The organism is Streptomyces sp. NPDC097619 (assembly GCF_040302735.1).
GTDB lineage: Bacteria > Actinomycetota > Actinomycetes > Streptomycetales > Streptomycetaceae > Streptomyces.
Window position 1 is genome coordinate 1 of sequence record NZ_JBEOSD010000135.1, and the last position, 22614, is coordinate 22614.

Consider the following 22614-nt stretch of genomic DNA (forward strand, 5'->3'; position numbering starts at 1 on the left):
GAGGGAACCGCCGCGGGGGCCGTCCGTGTTTTCCCGGGCCCCGGGCCCCGGGACCCGGGAGCCCGCGCGGCCCGGTGCGGTCCCGTCACGGGGCCGCCGGAGAGTCCCCGGAGGGCCGCCGGCGGGCCCGCTCCCGTCCTTCGCGGAACCGGTACGGGCCCGACACGTCACGGCAGCACGCGCTTAACACGGGCAGGGCACAGTGGTGGACGTCGGAAGGGAATGGCAGACCCGGCCGGCACCACCGAACGGCGTCCAGTCTCCGGAGCGGCTCCCGGACCCGAGGACGCCACAGGACGCGGACCACCGGCCCTGACCCGGCCCCGTGTCCCGCGTGGGGACCGCCGTCGTCCCGCCCCCCGGGTGACCGGGGGTGCGGCGGTCCCCGCGCTCGGTCCCCTCACCTTCCCCGTGCCCCTTCCCGGGGCCCGCCCGCCCGCTCCGGCCCGGTCAGACGCCTGCCTCGCGGCGGTCCCGGCCGATCCCGCGCGCGGCGGCCGCGAAGTTCACCCCCAGGATCCCGCCCCAGGTGATCAGCAGCCCCGTGACCCCGGCGTTGACCACCGAGACCGCGGACAGCGGCACCGCCAGGACCAGGCTGACGATCGCGAAGCCGTACCGGCTGCCGAACTCCGCCGCCCCGTCGCCGGGCTCCCGCCGGCCGCGCTCCGCGGCCAGGCGCTCCTCCGCCAGCCGCCGTCGCACCTGCGTGTCCAGCTTGGCGAGGAAGGACTCCACGAGGGCCTGCTCGTACGCGGGGTCCAGGTCGCGGCGCGCCCGCAGGGTCGCGTCCAGGTCCTTCTTCAGCTCCGTTTCGTCCATGCCCCCACGCTAGGGAGCGGGGCGCGTCGGGGCGGTAGGGCTAGCCCCCCGATCCGGCGGCCCGCAGGCCCCCGCCCGGGGCGCCGCGCCCCGGGCGGGGGTGCCGCGAGGGGTCCCGGAGGGCGGACGCGGCTTGCCGTACTGCATAGCTGCATGCAGTCTGCTGCCAGAGTGAATGGAGGGGACCGGATGAGCGACGGCACGGCGGCCCGGCTGCAGAAGCTGTTCGAGGGGCACCGGCTCACGCCGACCCAGCGGCGGATCGCGCACTGCATGGTGCGGCGCGCCGCCGACGCGCCCTTCCTGTCCAGCGTGGAGCTGGCCGAACTGGCCGGGGTCAGCCAGCCCTCGGTGACCCGCTTCGCGGTCGCCCTGGGCTTCGACGGCTACCCGGGACTCCGCCGCCACCTCCGCGAGGTCGCCCCCGGCGGGCCCGGCCCCGCCCCCGGCGGCGCCGAGCCCAACGCCTACCAGCAGGCCGTGCAGGCCGAGATCGACAACCTGCGCCACCTGTCGGCCCTGCTCGCCGACCCGGCCCCGGTGGAGGAGGCGGGCCGGCTGCTCGCCGCCTCCCGGCCGCTGCCCGTGCTGGGGTTGCGCGCGGCCTCCTCGCAGGCCCGCGGCTTCGCCTACTTCGCCGCCAAGGTGCACCCGGACGTCCGCCTCCTCGACGAGGGCGGCACCATGCTGACCGACCGGATCGACGCGGCCCGCACGGCGGGCGCCGGGTCGTTGCTCTGCTTCGCCCTGCCCCGGCACCCCCGCGAGGTCGTGGAGGCCCTGGAGTACGCCCGGGGGATCGGGCTGACCGTGGTCACGGTGGCCGACTCCGCCTTCGCCCCGGTGGCCCGCCACTCCGACCTGCTGATCCCGGCCCCGGTCGGCACCGGACTGGCCTTCGACACGGCCTGCGCCCCGATGCTGCTGGGCCGCGTGCTGCTGGAGTCCATGGCCGACGCGCTCCCCGACGCCCAGTCCCGCCTGGAGGCCTTCGACGCGGCGGCCACCGCCCGCAACCTCTTCGTGGACTGAGGCCCGGCCCGGTTCCCGCCCCCGCCGGGCCCGGTCAGGGGCGGAGGAGGGCGTCCGGGTCCGCGCCGCCGGACTCCGCCAGGAGGGCGGCCGCGGTCTGGGCGGGGCGGACCGTCGCGAAGCGCACGTCGGTGCCGTCCGGCGTCGCGCGGAAGCCGTGCACGGCCGGGCGGAGCAGGCTGTTGTAGCCGTACGGGGCGGTGAAGAAGTACGCGCCCGTGTCGGGGGCCGCGATCAGGTCCCCGGGGCGCAGTTCCGGCAGCGGACGGTCCTCGGCGAGCAGGTCCCCGGAGAAGCAGGCCGGTCCGGCCACGTCCTGGCGGAGCCGCGGGGCGCCGGGCGGCCGGGGGCGGCCCTCGGCGTCGTAGGCCAGGATCCGCAGCGGCCAGGAGGCGGGGGCGTAGACCGTCCGGGTGGCCACCTGCACCCCGGCGTGGGTCAGGGCGATCGGCCGGCCCCCGGAGGTCTTGGTGTACTCCACCCGGGCCAGGATCGTGCCGTGCTTGGCCAGCAGGGCCCGGCCGAACTCCGTGACCAGCCCGTACCGGCCCGAGAAGAGTCCGGGGACGGCCGAGGAGAGGGCCGCCACGTACTCCGCGAAGGTGGGGGAGACGGCGTCCGAGGCGAAGTTCACGGGGAGCCCGCCGCCGATGTCGAGGGTGTCGATCCGCCGCCCTCCCGCCGCCCGGTCGATCTCCTCCGCCAGCTCGTACAGGGCCCGCACCCCGGCCGCCATCAGCTCCAGGGGCACCCCCTGGGAACCCGCGTGGGTGTGCAGCCGGGTGATCCAGGGCCGCTCCAGGCAGGCCCGTACCAGCTCCTCGCGGGCCCCCGGGTCGCGCAGCGCGAAGCCGAACTTGGAGGTGGCGGTGGCCGTGGAGGTGGCGCCGATGGAGCCCGCCCCGGTCTGCGTGTTGATCCGCAGCCCGATCGGGGAGGTGCTGGGGGCCGAGGCCATCAGGGTGTCCAGCCGCTCCAGTTCCTGCCGGTTGTCGGCGTTGACGGCGATGCCCAGGGCCAGGGCCTCGCGGAGCTCGGCGGGGGTCTTGGCGGGGGAGTCCAGGACGGTCCGGTGCGGGGGCACCCCGGCCGCCCGGGCCAGGGCCAGCTCCCCGGGACCGGCCGCCTCGCAGCCCAGTCCCGCCCCGGACAGCAGCCGCAGCACCGGAACCAGCGGGGCCGCCTTGACCGCGAAGGCGTGCAGCACCGGCGTGCCCGGCGGCAGGACCGCGGCGAAGGCGGCCGTCAGGGCGGCGGCGGACTCTTCGATCCCGGCGGTGTCCAGCAGGCAGACCAGCGGCTCGGCGCCGTCGGCCCCGCCCACCAGTCCCCGCGCCACCGCGGCGCGTACGGCCAGGTCACGGCGGTGCGCGGTGGCCGCGGCGCCGGGGTCGGGGGCGGTTCGGTCCTTCGGGTGCCCGTCCATGCCGGCCATCCCATCATCGGGCGGGGCGCGCCGCAGCCGTTGACTACTTCTATTCAGCAGGGAAGGATGTGAATGGATCGACCAACATCGAGGAGGCACAGCCATGTCAGGACCCCGCCCGGTACGGGCCCCGCGCGGTACCGAACTCAGCGCCCTGGGATGGCAGCAGGAAGCCGCCCTGCGCATGCTGCAGAACAACCTCGACCCCGAGGTCGCCGAGCACCCCGACAAGCTGGTCGTCTACGGCGGCACCGGCAAGGCCGCCCGGGACTGGCGCTCCTTCGACGCCATGGTCCGCACCCTGCGCACCCTCAAGCAGGACGAGACCATGCTGGTCCAGTCCGGCCGTCCGGTCGGCGTGATGCAGACCCACGAGTGGGCCCCCCGCGTCCTGATCGCCAACTCCAACCTCGTCGGCGACTGGGCGAACTGGGAGGAGTTCCGCCGCCTGGAGCAGCTGGGCCTCACCATGTACGGCCAGATGACCGCCGGGTCCTGGATCTACATCGGCACCCAGGGCATCCTCCAGGGCACCTACGAGACCTTCGCGGCCGTCGCCGCGAAGAAGTTCGGCGGCACCCTCGCCGGGACCATCACCCTCACCGCCGGTCTCGGCGGCATGGGCGGCGCCCAGCCCCTCGCGGTCACCATGAACGACGGCGTGGCCATCTGCATCGACGTCGACCCCCGGGCCATCGAGCGCCGCATCGAGCACCGCTACCTCGACGTCAAGGCCGACGACCCGGCGCACGCGCTCCGGCTGGCCGTCGAGGCTCGCGACGCCCGCAGGCCGCTCTCCATCGGTCTGCTGGGCAACGCCGCCGAACTGCTGCCGCAGCTGCTCGCCGAGGGCGCCCCGATCGACATCGTGACGGACCAGACCTCCGCCCACGACCCGCTCTCCTACCTCCCCGTCGGCATCGCCTTCGAGGACATGGCCGACGCCGCCGCCAAGGACCCGGCCGGGTTCACCACCCGCGCCCGCGAGTCCATGGCCCGACACGTCGAGGCCATGGTCGGCTTCATGGACGCCGGCGCCGAGGTCTTCGACTACGGCAACTCCATCCGCGGCGAGGCCCAGCTGGCCGGCTACGACCGCGCCTTCGCCTTCCCCGGCTTCGTCCCCGCCTACATCCGCCCGCTGTTCTGCGAGGGCAAGGGCCCCTTCCGCTGGGCCGCCCTCTCCGGCGAGGCCTCGGACATCCACAAGACCGACAAGGCGATGCTCGAGCTCTTCCCGGAGAACGAGTCCCTGCACCGCTGGATCAAGATGGCGGGCGAGCGCGTCCACTTCCAGGGCCTGCCCGCGCGCATCTGCTGGCTCGGCTACGGCGAGCGCGACAAGGCCGGCGAGCGCTTCAACGAGATGGTGGCGGACGGCACGCTCGCCGCCCCGCTGGCCATCGGCCGCGACCACCTCGACTGCGGCTCGGTGGCCTCCCCGTACCGCGAGACCGAGGCCATGCTCGACGGCTCCGACGCCATCGCCGACTGGCCGCTCCTCAACGCCATGGTCAACGTCGCCTCCGGCGCCTCCTGGGTCTCCCTCCACCACGGCGGCGGCGTCGGCATGGGCCGCTCCATCCACGCCGGTCAGGTCACCGTCGCCGACGGCACCCCGCTCGCCGGCGAGAAGATCCGCCGGGTCCTCACCAACGACCCCGGCATGGGCGTCATCCGGCACGTGGACGCCGGCTACGACATCGCCGAGGGCGTGGCCGACGAGCGCGGCGTGCGCGTCCCCATGCGCGAGGACGACCGCGCGTGACCTTCCACGAGATGTGGGCCGACCTCGCGCCCATCGGCCGGCACGCGGAATCCGGCGGCTACCGCCGGTTCGCGTGGACCGGAGCCGACGCGGACTGCCGCGCCTGGTTCCGGGCCCAGGCCGAGGCGCGGGGGCTGGCGTACGAGACCGACCGCAACGGCAACCAGTGGGCCTGGCTCGGCGACCCGCTCGCCGGGGACGCCGTGGTCACGGGCTCGCACCTGGACTCCGTCCCCGACGGCGGGGCCTTCGACGGCCCCCTCGGCGTGGTCTCCTCCTTCGCGGCCCTGGACGAACTGCGCTCCCGCGGAGTCGCGTTCACCCGGCCGCTGGCCATCACCAACTTCGGTGACGAGGAAGGGGCCCGGTTCGGTCTGGCCTGCGTCGGCTCCCGGCTCGCCGCCGGACAGCTCACCCGGGAGAAGGCGTTCGCGCTCCGCGACGCCGACGGCACCACCCTGCCGCAGGCCATGGAAGCCGCCGGACACGATCCGGAGGCCATCGGCGCCGACCCCGAACGCCTCGCCCGCATCGGCGCCTTCGTGGAACTCCACGTGGAACAGGGCCGCGCCCTGGACCTGTCCGGGGACGCCGTGGGCATCGCCTCCTCGATCTGGCCGCACGGCCGCTGGCGGTTCGACTTCCACGGCGAGGCCAACCACGCGGGCACCACCCGGCTCGTCGACCGGCGGGACCCGATGCTGCCCTACGCGGAGACGGTGCTCGCCGCCCGCCGCGAGGCCGAGTTCGCCGGGGCCGTGGCCACCTTCGGCAAGATCGCCGTGGAGCCCAACGGCGTCAACGCCATCCCCTCGCTGGTGCGCGGCTGGCTCGACGCCCGCGCCACGGACGGCAGGGCCCTGGACGAGGTCCTCACCGGGGTCCGCCGGGCCGCCCGCGAGCACGCCGAACGGCACGGCGTGGAGCTGGAGGTCACCCGGGAGTCCTTCACCCCCGTGGTCGAGTTCGGGCACGCGCTGCGCGAGGAACTCGCCCGGATCCTCGGGGAGAAGACCCCCGTGCTGGGGACCGGCGCGGGACACGACGCCGGAATCCTCTCCGCGTCCGTCCCCACCGCCATGCTGTTCGTGCGCAACCCCACCGGCGTCTCGCACTCCCCGGCGGAAACCGCCGCCGAGGAGGACTGCACCGCCGGTGTCCTCGCCCTCGCCGACGTACTGGAAGGCCTCGCGTGCCGGTGAAGACCTTTTGGCTGGAGCACGCCTGGCTCGGTACCCACACCGAGCCGGGCGTCGCCCTGGACGTGACCGCCGACGGCCGGATCGCCGCCGTCCGCACCGGGGCCGAGACCCCGCCCCCCGACGCCGAGGTGCTCCGCGGCCTCACCCTCCCGGGCCTGGCCAACGCGCACTCCCACGCCTTCCACCGGGCCCTGCGCGGCACCGTTCAGGTCGGCTCCGGCACCTTCTGGACCTGGCGCGAGGTCATGTACTCCGTCGCCCAGAACCTCACCCCCGACAGCTACTTCGCCCTCGCCCGCGCGGTGTACGCCGAGATGGCCCTCGCCGGGATCACCGCCGTCGGCGAGTTCCACTACGTGCACCACGCCCCCGGCGGCACCCCCTACGCCGAGCCCAACGCCATGGGCGAGGCCCTGATCGCCGCCGCCGCCGAGGCCGGGATCCGCATCACCCTCCTCGACACCGCCTACCTCTCCGCCGGCTTCGGCGCCGCCCCCGAGCGGCACCAGCTCCGCTTCTCCGACGGCACCGCCGAGGCCTGGGCCGAACGGGTCTCCGCGCTCAAGGGCGCCGAGCACGCCCGGATCGGCGCCGCCGTGCACTCCGTACGGGCCGTCCCCGCCGACCAGCTGTCCACGGTGGCCGCCTGGGCCGCGGAACGGCACGCCCCCCTGCACGTCCACCTCTCCGAGCAGACCGCCGAGAATGACGCCTGCCAGGCCGCCCACGGGGTCACCCCCACCCGGCTCCTCGCCGACCACGGGGTGCTCGGACCGCGCACCACCGGCGTGCACAACACCCACCTCACCGACACCGACATCGCCCTGATCGGCGGCACCGGCACCGGCACCTGCATGTGCCCCACCACCGAACGCGACCTCGCCGACGGCATCGGCCCCGCCCCCCGGCTCCAGCGGGCGGGCAGCCCCCTCTCCCTGGGCAGCGACAGCCACGCCGTCATCGACCTGCTGGAGGAGGCGCGGGCCATGGAGCTCAACGAGCGGCTGGCCTCCCGCACCCGCGGCCACTGGACCGCCGCGGCCCTGCTCCGCGCGGCCACCGCGGACGGCCACGCCGCCCTCGGCTGGGAGGAGGCGGGCACCCTGGAGGCGGGCGCCCTCGCCGACTTCACCACGCTCGCGCTGGACTCCGTCCGCACGGCGGGCCCCGTACCCCGGCTCGCCGCCGAGACGGCCGTCTTCGCGGCCACGGCGGCCGACGTCCGGCACACCGTGGTCGGCGGACGGCACGTGGTCCGCGACGGGGCGCACCGGGCCGTGCCGGACGTGGCGGGGGCCCTCCACGAAGCGATCGCGTCCCTCCGGGGCTGACCCGGGCGGGGCTCCGCCCCGGGGTCGGGTACGGGCGGGGCGGGGAGACAACCAGACCTCCGAGAGGAACACCGTGAGCACCACCCTCATCCACCACATCGGCACCCTCGTCACCAACGACGAGGGCCTGGGCGACGGCAGCCCGCTGGGGCTCCTCCACGACGCCGCCGTCGTCCTCGACGGCGACCGCGTCGCCTGGGTCGGCCCCGCCGCGGAGGCCCCGGCCGCGGACACCGCGCACGACGCGGGTGGCCGCGCCGCGATCCCCGGTTTCGTGGACTCCCACAGCCACCTCGTCTTCGCCGGCGACCGCACCGCCGAGTTCAACGCCCGCATGTCCGGCCGCAGCTACTCCGCGGGCGGCATCCGCACCACCGTCGCCGCGACCCGGGCCGCCTCCGACGAGGAGCTGGAGGCGAACCTCCTCCGCCACCTCCGCGAGGCCCTCCGGCAGGGCACCACCACCTTCGAGACGAAGTCCGGGTACGGGCTCACGGTGGCGGACGAGGCCCGCGCCCTGCGGATCGCCGCCCGGCACACCGAGGAGGTCACCTACCTCGGCGCGCACATCGTCTCCCCCGACTTCGCCGACGACCCGGCCGGTTACGTGGAGCTGGTCACCGGCGAGATGCTGGAGGAGTGCGCCCCGTACGCCCGCTGGGTGGACGTGTTCTGCGAGAAGGGCGCCTTCGACGGGGACCAGGCCCGGGCGATCCTGACCGCGGGCAAGGCCAAGGGGCTCGTCCCGCGGATCCACGCCAACCAGCTGAGCCACGGCCCCGGCGTGCAGCTCGGCGTGGAGCTGGGCGCGGCCTCCGCCGACCACTGCACCCACCTCACCGACGCCGACGTGGACGCCCTCGCGCACTCGGAGACGGTGGCCACGCTGCTGCCGGGCGCCGAGTTCTCCACCCGCGCGGTGTGGCCGGACGCCCGCCGGCTGCTGGACGCGGGAGCCACGGTCGCCCTGTCCACGGACTGCAACCCGGGCTCCTCCTACACCAGTTCCATGCCGTTCTGCATCGCGCTGGCCGTCCGGGACATGCGGATGACCCCCGACGAGGCCCTGTGGTCGGCCACCGCGGGCGGGGCCCGGGCGCTGCGCCGGCCGGACCTGGGCGCCCTGACGGTCGGCGCGCGCGCCGACCTGGTCCTCCTCGACGCCCCCAGCCACGTGCACCTGGCCTACCGGCCGGGGGTCCCGCTGGTCGAGGCGGTCTGGCAGCGCGGCGAGCGGGTGGTCTGAGCCGCCGCCCCGACCCGCCCCGGACCCCTCCGGTCCCGCACGCACGACAGGACGCGCCCGATCCGGGCGCGTCCTTTGTCTTCCCTCGGCAAGGTCCCGGGCGTACCTTGACGACCCGATCTGACTTACCGTCAGTAATATGCCGGCGTCGGCAGACGCGGCCGAGGGGAGGGCCCCGTGCCCGAGCAGCAACGCGCCGCCGCGCTCGCACTGGCCGCGGCACTCGCCGTACCGACGGTCCTGGCGGCCGCCCCGGCCGCCCACGCCCAGGTCGTGGACGTGAAGTACGACTGCGAGACCCCGATCGGTCCCAAGTCGGCGGTCTCGCCCATCGACATCACCGCCGTGAAGGCCGGGGACGGCTACAAGCTGACCATGTCCTTCCGCAAGGGCGTCTCCTCCAGCCCCATCGAACTGGGCAAGGGCGCCATGAACCCGAGCGCCGTGATCCGGGTCGGCGGCGCGGAGACCCTCGCGGTGGCCGTCTCCGGACCGCCCAACCCGCAGGCCGTGCCCGCGAACACGCCCATCCGCATCACCGACCTCTCGGGCACCTACACCCCGAAGAAGAGCGGAAAGGTCACCTTCACCGCGGGCGTGCTCACCATCAAGGCCCTGATGACGGAGACCACCTGCACCCCGGGCAACTCGCCTGGGCCCTCGCTGGAGTTGAACGTCACGGCCCCCGGCGGTGGCACCCCGGGCGGCACACAGCCCACCGCGGCCCCCGCCACCCTCCCGCAGACCGGCCCCATGGATTCCGCGATCGCCCTCGCCACCCTCGGCGGCACGGTCCTGCTCTCCGGGGCGGCCGGGGTGCTGTGGCTGACCCGCCGCGGCGGCCGGGCTCGCACCTGAGCCCGCCGCCCCACCGGCACGAACCGCCCCCGCGCGAACCGCACCACCGGAAGCACCCGCACCACCCGCAAGGCCGCACCACCCGCCCGCCCGGTCCGAGACCCGGGCATCCGGACACCCGGACACACGAGGGGAGCCGCCCGTGCCGCCGCGCACCCGCCGGACCACGCGCGTCCGCCCCGCGGTCGCCCGTGCCGCGGGCGCCCGCACGGTCCCGTCCCTGCTGCTGGCAGGCACCGCCGCCCTGCTGCTCGCCGGCGCCCCGCCCGCCACCGCGGCCGCCGGACCCGACTGGACCGCCGCGCCCCGGACCGGGTCCGCCACCCGCCCCGGCACCGACGGGGCCCGGACCGCCTTCTTCCTCCAGGGCCCGCCCGGCGCCGTCCTGGAGGACCGGCTGGTCCTCGCCAACCCCTCCGATCGCTCCCGCACCCTCACCCTGCGCGCGACCGGCACCGCCCCGCGCACCGCGAAGGCCGCCGGCTCCGCCGCCTGGATCCGCTTCGCCCGGAGCACCGTCACCCTGCCGCCGCGGACCCGGGCGGTGGTGCCCTTCACCGTCACCGTGCCCGCCGCCGCCGTCCCGGCGGACCGCCCGGCCGCCCTGGTCGCCGCCGAGGGCGGGCGGGAGCGGACCGTCCGGCTGCACCTGCGGATCACGGGGCCCGCCCTCTCCGCGCTGACCGTGGAGGACCTCGCCGTGACCGGCCGGGGCGGGGCCACCCGGATCCGCTACACCCTGGTCAACCGGGGCAACACCGTGCTGCGCCCCGAGGTGTCGCTGCGGGCCGAGGGGCTCTTCGGGAGCCTGCCGGGCCGCGAGGTCCGCGCGCCGGAGGTCGTGCTGCAGCCCGGCGGGCGGGCCGAGTCGACCGAGCCCTGGCCGGACGCCCCCGCCCTGGACTCCGTGGAGCTGACCCTGACCGCCACCGCGACCGGCGGGGCCCGGGCCACCGCGGCCGTCACGGCCCGGTTCCTGCCCGGCGCCGGGCCCTCCGCCGCGGGCCTGGCGCTCGTGGGCGGGGCCGCCGTGCTCCTCGTACGCGCCCGGCGGGCCCGACGGGCGGCGGAGCCGCCGGAGCCGGGCGGACCGGGGGAGCGGACCGACCGGTCCGCCCCGGAAGCCGAGTTGACGGGAGCGCTCAGGTGAACGGCGAGGTCAGGGACCGGCCCGGTACCCGTGTCGGGTCCCGTACCCGGGTCGAGCCCCGGGTCCGGACCCGGACGCGGATCGGCCGGGCGGGCGCCGGGCGGCCGGTGGCGCGGCTGTCGGCCGTGGTCGCGCTGCTGGCCGCCGTCCTGCTGCCGATCGCCGCGGGCCCGGCCGGGGCGTCCCCCGCGGCGGAGCCGGCGGTCCGGCTCTCCCTGGACGAGGTGGCCAAGGGCACCGAGATCACCGTCTCCGGCACCGGTTGGCGGCCCGCGGCCCTGCTCACCCTTCTGGTCTGCGGACAGAACATGATCGGCGGCACCAACAGCTGCGCCAACGCCGACGGCCGGGTCGTCACCACCGACGCGACGGGCCGCTTCGGCAAGCAACTGCCCGTCGCCGCCCCGCCCAAGCCCTGCCCCTGCGTGGTCGCCGTGGCCACCGTCACCGGGGAACGGGCGCAGGTCCTCGCCCCGCTGAAGATCACCGGCCATCCCGAGGCCGCCCTGCCCACCGACACCGGCACGGCCCGGCTCGCCGTGCTCGCGGCGGCCCGGCTGGACGGCGGGGACGGGATCCTCACCTGGTTCGGCGCCCCGCCCTCCCGGAAGCTCGTGGTCACCCTCGGCAATCTGGGCACGGCCCCCGTCAAGGACCCCCTCTTCCAGGTCGGCACCGCCCACGGGGTGTTCGCGCCGGTGTGGGAGGAGCGCCAGTGGCGCGGCACCCTGCCGCCCGGCGGCAAGGCGCGGGTGGAACTGCCCGTGGAGCTGACCGCGGGCGCCCACGGGGACTACGCGGTCTCCGTGAAGTACGGGGAGAAGCTGCTGGTGGTGCAGCCGTGGGGGGTGGACCGGCCGTACGGGGTGGTCCTCTTCTGGGCGCTGCTCTGCCTGGTGGTGCCCGCCGCCGTGTTCCGCGTCGGCATGGCCGTGGTGGACCGGGTGCGCCCGGCCGCCGGGCCCGGCGGCCGGCATCGCGGCGCCCCGAGGCTGCCGGAGGCCGCCGCCGCGGTGACCGCCCGGCTGCCCCGACGGCCCGCCGCGCCCCGCCGGGAACCGTCCCCGCCCGTGCCCGCCCGCCGGCCCGGTCCGACCGGCGGGGGAGCGGCCGGCCCGGACGGCTCGGCCCTGCCCTGGTTCAGCCCCGATCGGGCTCCCGGCACCGCCCCGGGCGCTCCGCCCGGCTCCACCCCCGTCGAGGGGGCCGCCCCACAGACATCCGCACCGTCTGAGAACAGTCCGACGACGAAGGGACACGCGTGAAGACCCAACGGAGGGCCTGCGCGGCGGTGGTCGCGCTGCTGCTCGGCGGCGCGGGCCTGGTGCTGACGGCCGCGCCCGCCCAGGCCGCCGAGATCACGTTCAAGGTCAAGTGCCAGCCGCCCGCGGGCGGCGGCGGGCCGGTGGAGGGCGACACCACGGCCACCATCTCGGCCCCGGCCACCGCCAAGGTGGGCGACGAGGTCGACGTGGTCTGGAAGACCGTCAAGCCCGCCTCGAACAACACCGACCTCGCCGACATCCCCAAGGACTCGGTGCTGCCCACCGGGTGGCTGACGGTCGGCGGGGGCGGCGGCGAGCTCAAGGTGGTCGGGGAGAAGAAGAACCCGGCCATCCCCAAGAAGGCGCCCATGGTCATGTCCGACATGAAGGCGAAGCTGAAGCTCACCAAGGCCGGGAAGATCACCCTCACCCCGGCCCGGTACGACGTCTCCGTCACGCTCTTCGGCAGTGACTGGGTCACCAAGTGCGCCCCGGTCGGCACCCCCGCCGTCGGCCACACGATCACCGTGACGGAGGGCACCAGCGGCGGCACGACCTCGGGGACCACCTCCGGGACCACTTCGGGTACGACCTCCGGGACCACCTCCGGGACCACCTCGGGCACGACCTCCGGGACCACTGCCGGAACGACCTCGGGCGCGACCTCGGGCACCACGGCCGGCACCACGTCCGGAACGACCTCGGGGACCACCTCGGGCACCACCTCCGGGAACGCCTCCGGCGGTTCCGGCGGTCCCTCCGACGTGCCCGGCAAGGAGGTCGCGGTCACCTTCGCCTGCACCTCCCCCGGCCCGGCGAGCATCCAGTCCAAGGTCACCGTGAACGCCAAGAAGAACGGCGGGAGCTGGAACCTGACCGTCAAGACCGCCAAGGGCGTCATGAACAGCCCGGCGGCCCTCAAGCCCGGGGACCTCAAGCCCTCGATGCTGCTCCGGCTCGGCGGCGCCGACAGCGGCACCGTGGCCGTCTCCGGCTCCGGCAACCCCACCGCCATCGGCGCGAACCAGCCGGTGGACCTGGGCGACATGACGGGCACCTACAAGCCCGCCAAGTCCGGGAAGACCACCATCAGCCCCGGTGACCTGACCATCACGGCCCTGGGCACCCTGAAGATCCCCTGCAAGGCCACCTCCACCGCGGTCTCCGTGGAGCTGGACGCCGCCGCCCAGCCGGGCGGCAACAACGGCGGGGCGAGCTCCGCCAACGGCACCACCGGCGGCCTGGCCGACACCGGTGCCTCCGGCGACGGCGGCCTGCGGGCCCTCGGCCTGGTGGCGGGCACGGTCATCCTGCTCGGCGGCGCCGTCTTCACCTTCACCCCCTGGCGGCGACTGCGCGGCACCCGCTGACGCCCGTACCGCCCCCCGCCCCCCCACCGGGACCCGGCCCCCGCGGGCCCGGCGGGAACGCCGGAGGCCCGGCACACCGATCGGTGTGCCGGGCCTCCGGGCCGTACGAGGGGCGCGCGTCAGCGCACGTTGCCCATCAGGGCTTCGACCTTCTTGCGGTACATGAAGATCGCGACACCGGCGAGGATGGCGGCGAAGGCCTCGAAGGCCACCACGCCCACGCCGTCCAGCTTCACGCCGGCCAGACCCATCAGGCCCGTGACGCAGTCACCGGCGGTGACGGCGAGGAACCAGACGCCCATCATCTGGGAGGCGTACTTCTGCGGGGCCATCTTCGTGGTGACGGAGAGGCCGACCGGGGAGAGGCACAGCTCGGCGACGGTGTGCATCAGGAAGATCAGCACCAGCCACCACATGGTGACCTTGGTGTCGGTGCCCGCGGTCTGGTTCAGCGGGATGCAGAACACGAAGAACGAGGCGCCCACGATGACCAGGGCGATGGAGAACTTCACGATCGTGCTGGGCTCGCGCTTGCGGCGGGCCAGCGCCAGCCACGCCCACGCGAACAGCGGGGCCAGCAGCACCACGAAGAACGGGTTCAGGGACTGGAAGAGGACGTTCGGGAGCTCCCAGCCGAAGATGCTGCGCTCGGAGTTCGTGCTGCCGAACAGCGAGAGCGTGGAGCCACCCTGGTCGTAGATCATCCAGAACACGGCGGCGGCGACGAAGAACCAGATGAAGGCGCTCATCTTGGTCTGGTCCTCGGAGGTGAGGTCCTTGTCCCGCTTGATCCGCAGGAGCACCGCGACCGGGATGACCAGGCCGGCGATGGTGATCGGGTACAGCGCCCACTTGATGGTGAACATGTCCATCGCGACGACGGCGCCGTAGAACAGGGCCACGGCGACGAGGGCGAAGACGCTCTTGCGGATGATGCCGTCGCGCTCGACGCGGGTCAGCGGGTTCGGGACCACGCTGCTCTGCGGGTTCAGCGTGCTGCCGAAGGCCAGGAAGAAGGCCAGACCCAGACCCATGCCGACGGCGGCGAGGGCGAAGCCGAGGTGCCAGTTGACCAGCTCACCGACCATGCCGATGCCGACCGGGGCCAGCACGGCGCCCAGGTTGATGCCCACGTAGAAGATCGTGAACCCGCTGTCGCGGCGCGCGCTGTCCTGGTTGGCGTACAGGTGGCCGACCATCGTGGAGATGTTGGCCTTCAGGAGGCCGGAGCCCAGCGCGACCAGCAGCAGACCGATGAAGAACGCGATCTGGCCGGGAACGGCCAGCGCCACGTGACCACCCATGATCACGAACGCGGCGATCGTGACGGTCTTGCGGGCGCCCCAGACGCGGTCGCCGAACCAGCCGCCGGGCATGGCCATCAGGTAGACCATGGCCACGTACACGGAGTAGATGGCCGTGGCCGTCGCCGCGGTGTAGCCGAGTCCGCCGCCCTGGCTGCCCGTCGCGGCGTCGGCGCCGCCGGAGACCAAGTACAGGACGAGCAGCGCACGCATGCCGTAGTAGGAGAAGCGCTCCCACATCTCGGTCATGAACAGTGTGGCCAGGCCGATCGGGTGGCCGAGGAAGGTCTTCTCGTGGGCCGCGCCCGGAGAATCCTTCGTCAGGCTGGAAGCCATGGTCGTTCCTTGCTTCTACGGGACGCCGCGCTTCGTGAGCTCGTCGGCGCCCGGTGGGGGGCGGCCGGCACCGGCAGGGGGAAGGCTCCGCACCCCACGCCCCGGGGTCCCGCCCCCTCGTGAGGGGCGGAGGAGGTTCCTCGCCGGGATCCACGCCCCGCGCGCGTCATTGCGCACGGAGCCCGGCCCATAGGTCGTTCACTGTCCCGCGCCACCGCGGCCTTCGGTGAAGGGGGGAGGGCGGTGCGGGCAGAAAGAGAGACCTTCGACCGGTATCACGGCACAAAGGTCCCCTGTTACTGCATCAGGCGTCTCGCCACCATACGACACGACAGTGCGGCATATGGAAGGACTTGAGATATGGATCACAGGCCCCCAGGGAACCGAACCACGCATTCGAAGGGTGTCAGTCCTTCATGAGATCAGAACCGCAGGGGCGGTTCCGGGCCTCCTCAGCCCTTCCCGATCACACACCGGGGCACACGCCTCGCGGACTACCATCACCCACATGACGCGTGTACTGCTCGCCGAGGACGACGCTTCCATCTCGGAGCCCCTGGCCCGCGCCCTCCGCAGAGAGGGGTACGAGGTCGAGGTCCGCGAGGACGGACCCACCGCCCTCGACGCCGGGCTGCAGGGCGGCGTGGACCTCGTGGTGCTCGACCTCGGGCTGCCCGGCATGGACGGCCTGGAGGTGGCCCGGCGGCTGCGGGCCGAGGGCCACGGCTTCCCGATCCTCGTGCTGACCGCCCGCGCCGACGAGGTGGACACCGTCGTCGGCCTCGACGCGGGCGCCGACGACTACGTGACCAAGCCCTTCCGCCTCGCCGAGCTGCTCGCCCGGGTCCGGGCCCTGCTCCGGCGCGGCGCCACCGAGCCCGCCCAGGCCCCGGCCACCCACGGCGTCCGCATCGACGTGGAGTCCCACCGGGCGTGGATGGGCGAGGAGGAGCTCCAGCTCACCGCCAAGGAGTTCGACCTGCTGCGGGTCCTGGTCCGCGACGCGGGCCGGGTGGTCACCCGCGACCAGCTGATGCGCGAGGTCTGGGACACCACCTGGTGGTCCTCCACCAAGACCCTCGACATGCACATCTCCTGGCTGCGCAAGAAGCTGGGGGACGACGCCGCCAACCCCCGGTACATCGCCACCGTCCGCGGGGTCGGCTTCCGCTTCGAGAAGAGCTGAGCCCTCCCGCACCATGCGCCGCCGCCTCATCAACTCCACCCTCGCCGTGGTGCTCGTCGTGATCGCCGTGTTCGGGGTCTCGCTCGTCATCGTCGAGACCCGCACGATCACCAACAGCGCCCAGGAGAGCGTGGACGCCGAGGCGCTGCGGCTCGTCGGGATCGTCGAGACGGACCTGCTGGAGAAGCAGCCCGTCGACCCGACCGCCCTCGCCGAGCAGCTCGACCCCGGCCACTACGCCCGCATCACCATGCCCGGCCGGGCCCCCGTGGAGCTGGGCACCCCGCTGGAGGGCAGCGTCATCCGGGGCGACGCCCCCGGGGACCAGGGCGTCCTCGTCATCGTCGAGGAGTCCCGGAACGCCGTCACCAACGAGGTGGGCCGCACCCTGCTCGTGGTCGGGGCGGTGGCCCTGCTGGCCGTGATCGCGGCCGTCCTCCTCGCCGTCCGACAGGCCAACCGGCTGGCCCAGCCGCTCACCGACCTCGCCGAGACCGCCGAACGCCTCGGCTCCGGCGATCCCCGGCCCCGGCACAAGCGGTACGGGGTCCCCGAGCTGGACCGGGTCGCGGACGTGCTGGACTCCAGCGCCGAACGGATCGGCCGGATGCTCACCGCCGAACGGCGGCTCGCCGCCGACGCCTCCCACCAGCTGCGGACCCCGCTCACGGCGCTGTCCATGCGGTTGGAGGAGATCACGGTCACCGAGGACCTGGACACCGTGCGGGAGGAGGCCAGCATCGCCCTCACCCAGGTCGAGCGCCTCACCGACGTGGTCCAGCGGCTGCTGACGAACTCCCGGGACCCCCGCACCGGCTCCGCCGTCCCCTTCGACCTCGACGAGGTGGTCAAGCAGCAGGTGGAGGAGTGGCGCCCGGCCTACCGCAGCGCGGGCCGCGCCATCGTCCGCTCCGGCAAGCAGGGCATGCGGGCCGTGGGCACCCCGGGCGCGGTGGCCCAGGTGCTGGCCGCCCTGATCGAGAACTCCCTCATGCACGGCGGGGGCACCGTGGCCCTGCGGATCCGGGCCACCGGAAACCAGGCCGTGATCGAGGTCACCGACGAGGGGGCCGGGGTCGCCGCTGAACTGGGCAACCGGATCTTCGAGCGGGCCATCAGCGGCCGGAACTCCACCGGCATCGGCCTGGCCGTGGCCCGGGACCTCGCCGAGGCCGACGGCGGCCGTCTGGAACTGCTCCAGGCGCATCCGCCTGTCTTCGCCCTCTTCCTCAGCCGCACCGCCCCGGCACCCCAGGACCGCCCGACGACGGTCCGCTGACCCGATTCTGGGCAGGGGCAGGGGCAGGGGCAGGGGCCGCCGGAGGCGCGCCGTCGGCCGGGGCGCTCCCGCTACGGGCGGGCCGCCCGGACCGGCCCCGCCGGGGCCCCGTCCGCCGCCCCGACCACCGGCTCCGCCACGACCGCCGGCTCCGGGGCCACCCGGAACACCCAGGTCCGGTACGACCAGAACCGGAAGGCCGTGGCCACCCCGATCCCGAGGAACTTGAAGATGTTGCTCTGTAGCGGGGTGTCCCAGCCCATGCCGTAGGTCGCCGCGTACAGCAGCCCGTTCTCCACGACCAGCCCGGCGACGCTGAACAGCAGGAACAGCGTCAGCTCACGGGTGCGGCCGCTCTTGTCGCGGTCGCGGTAGGTGAAGTACCGGAACCCGACGTAGTTGAAGACGATGGCGACCACGGTGGCGATCACACTGGCCCGCACCACCTGGAGGTCGGTGGTGTTCCGGATCAGGTTGAAGACGCCCAGATTGACCAGCAGGCCGAGACCGCCGACGGCCCCGAATTTGGCGATCTCCCGGGCGAGGCCGCGGACCCGGTCCCCCAGGGCCGCCCTCGACGCGCTCATGGTGATCGTTCGCCCCTGTCAGTCGATTGCGTCAACCCGAACATGGTAGACGGCCGCCATCCGGGGCGCCCGGGGTCCGGTGGGGCTGGTGGGACAGCACCTGGTGAGGGCCCTCGTACCCGCTGTGACCAGGGGCGGCCGGTCCCCGCGCCAGCCCGGACGCCGGATACCCTGGACGGGTGACGTTCCCGGTAGTCGGCATGGTCGGCGGCGGACAGCTCGCCCGCATGACCCACGAGGCGGGTATCCCCCTCGGCATCAGATTCAAGATCCTCAGTGACACGCCCCAGGACTCGGCGGCCCAGGTCGTCGGCGATGTCGTCATCGGCGACTATCGCGACCTGGAGACGCTCCGCGCCTTCGCGCGCGGCTGTGACGTGATCACCTTCGACCACGAACACGTACCCACCGAACACCTACGGGCCCTGGAAGCGGACGGCATCCCCGTCCGACCGGGGCCCGACGCGTTGGTGCACGCCCAGGACAAGGGGGTGATGCGCGCCCGCCTCGACGAGATCGGCGCGCCCAGTCCCCGCCACCGGATCGTCTCCGATCCGGCGGACGTGGCCGCCTTCGCCGAGGAGGTCGGGGGCTTCCCCGTCATCCTCAAGACGGTGCGCGGCGGCTACGACGGCAAGGGAGTGTGGTTCGTCCGCGCCCCCGAGGAGGCGGCGGCCCCCTTCCAGGCGGGCGTGCCCGTCCTCGCGGAGGAGAAGGTGGACTACGTCCGCGAACTCGCCGCCAACATCGTCCGCTCCCCGCACGGCCAGGCCGTGGCCTACCCCGTCGTGGAGTCCGTCCAGGTGGACGGGGTCTGCGACACGGTCATCGCCCCCGCCCCGAACCTCTCCGAGGAGCTCGCGGGCCAGGCCCAGACCCTCGCCCTGCGGATCGCCGCCGAACTCGGCGTGACCGGCCACCTGGCCGTGGAGCTCTTCGAGACCACGGACGGCCGGATCCTCGTCAACGAACTGGCGATGCGCCCGCACAACTCCGGGCACTGGACCCAGGACGGCGCGATCACCTCCCAGTTCGCCAACCACCTGCGCGCCGTCCTCGACCTGCCGCTGGGCGACCCGCGCCCGCGCGCGCCCTGGACGGTCATGGCCAACGTGCTCGGCGGGGACTACCCCGACATGTACGCGGCGTACCTGCACTGCATGGCCCACGACCCGCAGCTCAAGATCCACATGTACGGCAAGGACGTGAAGCCCGGCCGCAAGGTCGGACACGTCAACACCTTCGGCGACGACCTGGACGACGTGCTGGAGCGCGCCCGTCACGCTGCCGGCTACCTCCGAGGAACAATCACCGAATGAGCACCTCTCCCCTCATCGGCATCGTGATGGGCTCCGACTCCGACTGGCCCGTCATGGAGGCCGCGGCCCAGGCCCTCGACGAGTTCGAGATCCCCTACGAGGTGGACGTCGTCTCCGCCCACCGGATGCCCCGCGAGATGATCGCGTACGGCGAGGAGGCCGCCGACCGCGGGCTCAAGGCGATCATCGCGGGCGCGGGCGGGGCCGCCCACCTGCCCGGCATGCTCGCCTCCGTCACCCCGCTCCCGGTCATCGGCGTGCCCGTGCCGCTGAAGTACCTGGACGGCATGGACTCCCTGCTCTCCATCGTGCAGATGCCCGCCGGGGTCCCCGTGGCCACCGTCTCCGTGGGCGGCGCCCGCAACGCCGGCCTCCTCGCGGCCCGGATCCTCGCGGGCCAGGACCCGGAGCTGCTCGCCCGGATGCGCGAGTTCCAGCAGGAGCTCAACGACCAGGCCACCGAGAAGGGCCGCCGGCTGCGCACCAAGGTCGCGGGCCAGGAGTCCTTCGGGTTCGGCAAGTGACCCCGGGTGCCGCCGGCGAGCGGCTCGCGGAGGCCCGCGAGCTGCTCGCCGCGCACCCCGTCGTGGACGGGCACAACGACCTCCCGTGGGCCCTGCGCGAGCAGGCCGACTACGACTTCGCGCGGCTGGACATCGCCGCCGACCAGTCCGGCCGGCTCCACACCGACCTGGCCCGGCTGCGGTCGGGCGGGGTCGGCGCCCAGTTCTGGTCGGTGTACGTCCGCTCCGACCTGGCCGGGGACTCCGCGGTCAGCGCCACCCTGGAGCAGGTGGACGCCGTCGGCCAGCTGATCGACCGGCACCCGGGCGAACTGGTCCGGGCCCTCACCGCCGACGACGTGGAACGGGCCCGCGGCGAGGGCCGCATCGCCTCCCTCATGGGGGCCGAGGGCGGCCACTCCATCCACAACTCGCTGGGCACCCTGCGCGCGCTGTACCGGCTGGGGGTCCGCTACCTGACCCTCACCCACAACGACACCATCGACTGGGCGGACTCGGCGACCGACGAGCCCCGGCACGGCGGGCTCACGGAGTTCGGCCGCGAGGTGGTCCGGGAGATGAACCGGATCGGCATGCTCGTGGACCTCTCGCACGTGGCCGACACCACCATGCGCGACGCCCTCGACACCAGCACCGCGCCGGTGATCTTCTCGCACTCCTCGGCCCGGGCGGTCTGCGACCACCCGCGCAACGTCCCCGACGACGTCCTGGAGCGGCTGCCCGCCAACGGCGGCGTGGCCATGGCCACCTTCGTGCCCAAGTTCATCCTGCCCGCCGCGGTGGCCTGGACCGCCGCCGCGGACGAGAACCTGCGCGCGCACGGCTTCCACCACCTCGACACCACCGCCCCCGCGATGGCCCTGCACCGGGCCTTCGAGGAGGCGCACCCGCGGCCGATCGCCACGGCGGCCACCGTGGCCGACCACCTGGACCACATGCGCGAGGTCGCGGGCGTGGACCACATCGGCATCGGCGGGGACTACGACGGGACGGCCTTCACCCCGGCCGGCCTGGACGACGTCGCGGGCTACCCGAACCTGGTCGCGGAGCTCCTCACCCGCGGCTGGTCCGCCGCCGACCTGGCCAAGCTGACCTGGTCCAACGCGGTCCGGGTGCTCCGGGACGCCGAGTCCGTGGCCGCCTCGGCCGCCGCCGCCGGCACCCCGCCCTCCTGGGCGCGGCCCTAGTACCGCCGCGGTACCACCGTCCCCCGGCCCTCCCGGGGGGCGCGCCCGCACCGGCCCCGCTGCCGGGTCCCCGCCCACCGGGGGCCCGGCAGCGGCGTTTCCGGCGGCGGGCCGTCGGGTCCGAACGTGCGTCCACCCGAACGCCACGTCCCACGCGAACCCAGCAGCCCCACGTGTCACGGTGGCAACGAGTCTCCCCGCTGCCGCCGAACCCGGAGCGCACCACATGGCCGACCTGCAGGATGAACAGTCCCCCCTGGGCCCCGACTCCGGGGCGCTCGGGGCCGAGGATCCCGCGCGCCGCCTCGAAGCCGCCGCTCCGGCCGCCGAACCGGGAGCCCTCGAACGGGCCGCCGCCCTGCTCGCCGTCCACCCCGTGGCCGACGGGCACAACGGCCTGGCCCGGATCCTGCGGAACCGCCCGTACCACGACATCTCCACCCCGGAACCGACCGTGGACACCGACGTGCCGCGTCTGCGGGCGGGCGGGGTCGGCGCCCAGTTCTGGTCCCTGCTCGTCCCGGGCGCCGAGGACGGGGGCGCGGACGGCGCCGTGGACCGGATCCTCGCGGAGACCCTGGAACAGATCGACGTCGGCCGCGGCCTGATCCGCCAGTACCCCGACGCCCTCCGCCTGGCGCTGACCGCCGACGAGATGGCCGACGCCCGCAACCGCGGCCGCATCGCCTCCTTCCTCGGACCGGTCTCCGGGCGCACCCTCACCGACTCCCTGGGCACCCTGCGGGCCTTCCACGCCCTCGGCGTCCGCAGCCTGGCACCGGCGGGCGCCGACTGGGCGCGCGGCGGCCTGACCCCCTTCGGGCACGAGGTGGTGCGCGAGGCCAACCGGCTCGCGGTGCTCCTCGACCTCACCGGCTGCGATCCGGCGACCGCGCTCCGGACCATCGGGGCCTCCAAGGCCCCCGTGCTCTTCTCGCACTCCGCCGCCGCCGCGCTGCGACCCCACCCGCACAACGTCCCCGACGAGCTCCTGGAGGCCCTGCGGGCCGCCAAGGGGCTGTGCATGGTGCCCCTCACGGCGGACCGGACCGGCCCCCGGATCCGGGACGTCGCCGACCACTTGGACCACGTCCGCGCGGTGGCCGGTCCGCACGGGGTCGGCCTGGCCGGGGTGTACGGGACCGAACCGCCGGCCGCCCGCCCCGAGGGCCTCTCCGACCCCTCCGGCTATCCGCGACTCATCGCCGAACTCCTCGACCGGGGCTGGCCGGAGCCCGATGTCTCCCTGCTGACCTGGGGCAACGCGCAGCGGGTGCTGCGCGACGCGGAGTTCACCGCGCGCGCCGCCCTGCACCGACGTCCCGCCTGACGGGCGGGACTCCCTCCCCCGGGGCCCTTCCCCGCCCCGGGGGAGGACGCCCCGCCGGCCAGCATCGGCATCGGGTCGGTGCCGACCGTGCC

19 protein-coding genes are annotated in these 22614 nt (G+C 74.5%); 15 read left to right on the forward strand and 4 right to left on the reverse strand.

The window, feature by feature from the left end; genetic code table 11:
• Window positions 1-450: 450 nt before the first annotated feature.
• The gene (locus ABTZ17_RS28370; RefSeq protein WP_352198594.1) at window positions 451-822 is read right to left on the reverse strand and encodes a hypothetical protein; all 372 of its coding nucleotides are present in this window, start codon (window positions 820-822) and stop codon (window positions 451-453) included.
• A 189-nt stretch (window positions 823-1011) separates the two neighbouring features.
• Between ABTZ17_RS28370 and ABTZ17_RS28375 the strand changes: the two genes are divergently transcribed.
• Window positions 1012-1854, forward strand: a complete 843-nt coding sequence (locus ABTZ17_RS28375; protein WP_352198595.1) for a MurR/RpiR family transcriptional regulator — start codon at window positions 1012-1014, stop codon at window positions 1852-1854.
• Between the two features lie 34 nt (window positions 1855-1888).
• Here the strand turns inward: ABTZ17_RS28375 and ABTZ17_RS28380 are convergent, their stop codons facing one another.
• A complete protein-coding gene (locus tag ABTZ17_RS28380) occupies window positions 1889-3280 on the reverse strand; it encodes a type III PLP-dependent enzyme domain-containing protein (protein ID WP_352198596.1) in 1392 nt (463 codons plus the stop codon).
• 103 nt (window positions 3281-3383) lie between these two features.
• Here ABTZ17_RS28380 and hutU point away from each other — a divergent pair, with 103 nt between their 5' ends.
• From hutU to ABTZ17_RS28420, 8 genes are all read left to right on the forward strand, one after another.
• Complete coding sequence (gene hutU / locus ABTZ17_RS28385; protein ID WP_352198597.1) at window positions 3384-5048, forward strand: urocanate hydratase; 1665 nt, start codon at window positions 3384-3386, stop codon at window positions 5046-5048.
• Window positions 5049-5059: 11 nt separating this feature from the next.
• The gene (locus tag ABTZ17_RS28390; RefSeq protein WP_352198610.1) at window positions 5060-6250 is read left to right on the forward strand and encodes an allantoate amidohydrolase; all 1191 of its coding nucleotides are present in this window, start codon (window positions 5060-5062) and stop codon (window positions 6248-6250) included.
• Complete coding sequence (locus tag ABTZ17_RS28395) at window positions 6241-7581, forward strand: formimidoylglutamate deiminase (protein WP_352198598.1); 1341 nt, start codon at window positions 6241-6243, stop codon at window positions 7579-7581. Before ABTZ17_RS28390 ends, ABTZ17_RS28395 begins: the two co-directional genes overlap by 10 nt.
• A 73-nt stretch (window positions 7582-7654) precedes the next feature.
• Complete coding sequence (hutI, locus tag ABTZ17_RS28400) at window positions 7655-8827, forward strand: imidazolonepropionase (RefSeq protein ID WP_352198599.1); 1173 nt, start codon at window positions 7655-7657, stop codon at window positions 8825-8827.
• Window positions 8828-9004: 177 nt separating this feature from the next.
• The gene (locus ABTZ17_RS28405; RefSeq protein ID WP_352198600.1) at window positions 9005-9685 is read left to right on the forward strand and encodes an LPXTG cell wall anchor domain-containing protein; all 681 of its coding nucleotides are present in this window, start codon (window positions 9005-9007) and stop codon (window positions 9683-9685) included.
• Between the two features lie 142 nt (window positions 9686-9827).
• A complete protein-coding gene (locus tag ABTZ17_RS28410) occupies window positions 9828-10835 on the forward strand; it encodes a COG1470 family protein (RefSeq protein WP_352198601.1) in 1008 nt (335 codons plus the stop codon).
• An 80-nt stretch (window positions 10836-10915) separates the two neighbouring features.
• A complete protein-coding gene (locus ABTZ17_RS28415; RefSeq protein WP_502994878.1) occupies window positions 10916-12100 on the forward strand; it encodes a neocarzinostatin apoprotein domain-containing protein in 1185 nt (394 codons plus the stop codon).
• Window positions 12097-13470, forward strand: a complete 1374-nt coding sequence (locus ABTZ17_RS28420; protein WP_352198602.1) for a hypothetical protein — start codon at window positions 12097-12099, stop codon at window positions 13468-13470. The genes ABTZ17_RS28415 and ABTZ17_RS28420 overlap by 4 nt, the downstream gene beginning before the upstream one ends.
• Before the next feature lie 119 nt (window positions 13471-13589).
• Here the strand turns inward: ABTZ17_RS28420 and ABTZ17_RS28425 are convergent, their stop codons facing one another.
• The gene (locus ABTZ17_RS28425) at window positions 13590-15110 is read right to left on the reverse strand and encodes a peptide MFS transporter (protein WP_352198603.1); all 1521 of its coding nucleotides are present in this window, start codon (window positions 15108-15110) and stop codon (window positions 13590-13592) included.
• Window positions 15111-15618: 508 nt separating this feature from the next.
• Between ABTZ17_RS28425 and ABTZ17_RS28430 the strand changes: the two genes are divergently transcribed.
• The gene (locus tag ABTZ17_RS28430) at window positions 15619-16296 is read left to right on the forward strand and encodes a response regulator transcription factor (protein WP_352198604.1); all 678 of its coding nucleotides are present in this window, start codon (window positions 15619-15621) and stop codon (window positions 16294-16296) included.
• Between the two features lie 13 nt (window positions 16297-16309).
• Window positions 16310-17575, forward strand: coding sequence for a sensor histidine kinase (locus ABTZ17_RS28435; protein ID WP_352198605.1), 1266 nt, complete (start codon window positions 16310-16312; stop codon window positions 17573-17575).
• A 71-nt stretch (window positions 17576-17646) separates the two neighbouring features.
• Here the strand turns inward: ABTZ17_RS28435 and ABTZ17_RS28440 are convergent, their stop codons facing one another.
• Complete coding sequence (locus ABTZ17_RS28440; RefSeq protein WP_352198606.1) at window positions 17647-18162, reverse strand: GtrA family protein; 516 nt, start codon at window positions 18160-18162, stop codon at window positions 17647-17649.
• Window positions 18163-18362: 200 nt separating this feature from the next.
• Between ABTZ17_RS28440 and ABTZ17_RS28445 the strand changes: the two genes are divergently transcribed.
• The 4 genes from ABTZ17_RS28445 to ABTZ17_RS28460 all read left to right on the forward strand — a co-directional run bounded on the left by ABTZ17_RS28445 (window position 18363) and on the right by ABTZ17_RS28460 (window position 22522).
• A complete protein-coding gene (locus ABTZ17_RS28445) occupies window positions 18363-19481 on the forward strand; it encodes a 5-(carboxyamino)imidazole ribonucleotide synthase (RefSeq protein WP_352198612.1) in 1119 nt (372 codons plus the stop codon).
• Window positions 19478-20005, forward strand: coding sequence for a 5-(carboxyamino)imidazole ribonucleotide mutase (purE, locus tag ABTZ17_RS28450; RefSeq protein WP_352198607.1), 528 nt, complete (start codon window positions 19478-19480; stop codon window positions 20003-20005). Before ABTZ17_RS28445 ends, purE begins: the two co-directional genes overlap by 4 nt.
• Window positions 20002-21192 carry a dipeptidase gene (locus ABTZ17_RS28455; protein ID WP_352198608.1) on the forward strand — a complete coding sequence of 397 codons (1191 nt, stop codon included), beginning with the start codon at window positions 20002-20004 and terminating at the stop codon, window positions 21190-21192. Before purE ends, ABTZ17_RS28455 begins: the two co-directional genes overlap by 4 nt.
• Window positions 21193-21418: 226 nt before the next feature.
• Window positions 21419-22522 carry a membrane dipeptidase gene (locus ABTZ17_RS28460; RefSeq protein WP_352198609.1) on the forward strand — a complete coding sequence of 368 codons (1104 nt, stop codon included), beginning with the start codon at window positions 21419-21421 and terminating at the stop codon, window positions 22520-22522.
• Window positions 22523-22614: the final 92 nt, after the last annotated feature.